Source organism: Mycolicibacter senuensis (assembly GCF_002101885.1).
Taxonomy (GTDB): Bacteria; Actinomycetota; Actinomycetes; order Mycobacteriales; family Mycobacteriaceae; genus Mycobacterium; species Mycobacterium senuense.
Map to the genome: position 1 here is coordinate 1 of NZ_LQPS01000003.1, position 1,407 is coordinate 1,407.

1 protein-coding gene and 1 pseudogene are annotated in these 1,407 nt (G+C 67.7%); both read left to right on the forward strand.

Annotated features, from left to right (window positions below; translation table 11 throughout):
* Nucleotides 1–560 (forward strand): annotated as a pseudogene (locus AWC24_RS00280) (alpha-1,4-glucan--maltose-1-phosphate maltosyltransferase); the annotation flags it as partial.
* Between the two features lie 12 nt (nt 561–572).
* Nucleotides 573–1,407, forward strand: an 835-nt coding sequence (locus AWC24_RS00285) for a GlgB N-terminal domain-containing protein (RefSeq protein ID WP_420094213.1), incomplete at its 3' end; no start/stop codon positions are given.

Here is a 1,407-nt window from a genome sequence, read left to right on the forward strand (position 1 = left end):
GGCCCGGCATGTTCGCCATCCGGGCGGTGCTGGCGGCGACGATGGGCCCGGCATGGGGGGTGTATTCCGGCTTCGAATTGTTTGAGCACCAAGCCCTGCGTGACGGCAGCGAAGAATACCTTCATTCAGAGAAGTACGAGCTGCGGCCACGCGATTTCGCCGCCGCCGTCGCCGAGGGCCGATCACTCGAGCCGTTCATCGCACAGCTGAACACCATTCGCCGCCGCCATCCCGCACTGCAGCAGCTGCGCACCGTGCACTTCCATCATGTCGACAACGATGCGTTGCTGGCCTACAGCAAGTTCGATCCGGCCGGCGGGGACACGGTGCTGGTGGTGGTGACGTTGAATGCGTTCGGCGCCGAGGAAGCGACGCTGTCGCTGGACATGGCGGCGTTGGGGATGCAGCCGTACCAGCGTTTCTGGGTGCGTGACGAGATCAGCGGGGAGGAATACCAGTGGGGGCAGCAGAATTACGTGCGGATCGACCCGGTCCGCGCGGTCGCACATATCGTCAACATGCCGGCGATGACCGCCGACGCGCGAGCAGACCTCGGGTGAGGTGACGGCCCGATGACACGAAGCAAACATCCGGTCGGCGGCCGGCTGGCGATGAGTCCGGAGGACCTCGACCGGTTGCTGTCCGGGGTGCACCACGACCCCCACGCCATCCTGGGCGCTCACGACGACGGCCAACGCACGGTGATCCGAACGCTGCGCCCGGGCGCCGCGGGGGTGACCGTCCTGGTCGGCGGTGACCGGTTGCCGATGCAGCAGTTGGCCGACGGACTGTTCGCCGCGACGTTGCCGTTCACCGACTTGATCGACTACCGGCTGCAGATCGACTACCCCGACGTTGCGGACCCGCAGCCGGTGGCCGACGGATATCGCTTCCTGCCCACGCTGGGTGAGATCGACCTACACCTGTTCGCCGAGGGCCGCCACGAACGGCTCTGGGACGTGCTCGGCGCACATCCCCGCGCGTTCACCACCGCGGACGGGATGGTCACCGGGGTGTCGTTCGCGGTGTGGGCGCCCAACGCCCGAGGAGTCGGCCTGATCAGTGACGTCACGGGTTGGGACGGCATCGGTGCGCCGATGCGGGCGCTCGGCTCATCGGGGGTGTGGGAACTGTTCTGGCCGGACTTTCCGCCCGATGGTCTCTACAAGTTCCGCATTCACGGCGCCGACGACGTCGTCACCGAGCGGGCCGACCCGATGGCGTTCGCTGCCGAAGTCCCGCCGCAGACCGCCTCGCGGGTGACTGCGAGCCGACATGCCTGGCGTGACGACGATTGGATGAGCCGGCGCGCCGCGGGGAATCCGGCATTGGAGCCGATGAGCACCTATGAGGTGCACCTCGGTTCGTGGCGGCCGGGCCTGAGCTATCGCCGGCTCGCGGTCGAGC